Annotated in this window: 2 protein-coding genes; both read left to right on the top strand. The window is 72.7% G+C overall.

Translation table 11 applies throughout. From position 1 onward, the window contains the following. The first annotated feature begins 168 nt into the window (after positions 1-168). A complete protein-coding gene (locus tag KBX53_RS33790) occupies positions 169-633 on the top strand; it encodes an ATP-binding protein (RefSeq protein ID WP_307857870.1) in 465 nt (154 codons plus the stop codon). Between the two features lie 105 nt (positions 634-738). Next, a complete protein-coding gene (locus tag KBX53_RS33785; RefSeq protein ID WP_030335487.1) occupies positions 739-1,116 on the top strand; it encodes a nuclear transport factor 2 family protein in 378 nt (125 codons plus the stop codon). Positions 1,117-1,127: the final 11 nt, after the last annotated feature.

The raw sequence follows: 1,127 nt of genomic DNA, 5'->3' as shown, positions 1-1,127 counted from the left end.
GAGACGCGTGGCTACCCGGGCCACGCGGCAGCAAACCCGGCGGCCGGCGATATGGTTAGTCTGGTTGCCCCGCGCGACGCCGTCGGATTCTCGTACGGTGAGGTCGGACCGGTAACCCGACGGCTGCCCGATGGCGCACTTCGAGGCTCGCACGCCGACGACACCCGCGTGGATCGCGGTGCCGCCGGCCGGGCAGCCGCGTCGGGCGGGCTGATGCCGGGAGAGCGACGGGAGGCCGTGGCCGAGCAGAATGTCCCGACCCACGCCACAGACACCATGGCGTACCAGGTCGCGACCGACGTGCGAGCGCTGCGCGCGTTCGTCAGCGCCGGGGCGCTGGCCCGCGGCCTGTCGGCCGAGCGGGTGGAGCTGTTGACGCTGGCGGTCAGCGAGCTGGCCACCAACACGTTGCAGCACACCACCGGCGGCGGCTGGGTCCGGCTCTGGGCGGAGTCGGGTCAGCTGTTCTGCGACGTGGTCGACCACGGGCCGGCGCGGGCGTTCGGGCGGAGCATGCCGGCCGCCGACTCGGTACGCGGTCGCGGGCTGGCCATCGTCGAGCAGATCTGTGACGAGGTGGCGGTGCTCACCGGCCCCGGAGAGACCGTCGTACGGATTCGCCTGAGTCTGTGAACGTCGGCGGCGATCCCCGCCCACGCGGGCCACGACGGCTGTCACAATGCGGACAGCCCGGGCCGACGGTGGCCCTGGGTCAGCCCCGAACAGGAGGACGCCACGATGCCGGACAGCGCACGCGAGGCGGAGCTGCTCGACGCCGAGCGCACCCTGCAGGCCGCCCAGCGAGCCGGCGACGTCGCCGCCCTGGACCAACTGCTGGTCGACCAGCTGATCGCCATCGGCCCGGACGGGCGTGCGCTCACCAAGCAGGACGACCTGACCGCCCACCGGGACCGCCGCTCGGTCGTCGAGGAGTTGGTGGAGGAGGAACTGGACCTGCTCGTCGTCGGTAGAACGGGGGTCACGTTCTTCCTGGGTCGGGTGTCCGGAACCCTCGACGGGGTGCCGTTCGCGGCGCGGCTGCGCTACACCCGGACCTGGGTCCACGACGACCCACACGGCTGGCGGGTCCTGGCCGCGCACATCAGCCCGGTCTGACTCAGCTCGGG

This window comes from Micromonospora sp. M51 (assembly GCF_018070305.1).
In the GTDB taxonomy this organism is placed as follows: Bacteria; Actinomycetota; Actinomycetes; order Mycobacteriales; family Micromonosporaceae; genus Micromonospora; species Micromonospora parva.
Note: the sequence above shows the minus strand (reverse complement) of the source record. Positions and strands in the feature narration are given on the sequence as shown.

What these genes read in the sequence shown, in the direction of transcription:
- KBX53_RS33785 (WP_030335487.1), top strand. Translation starts at nt 739, where the DNA reads ATGCCGGACAGCGCACGCGAGGCGGAGCTGCTCGACGCCGAGCGCACC.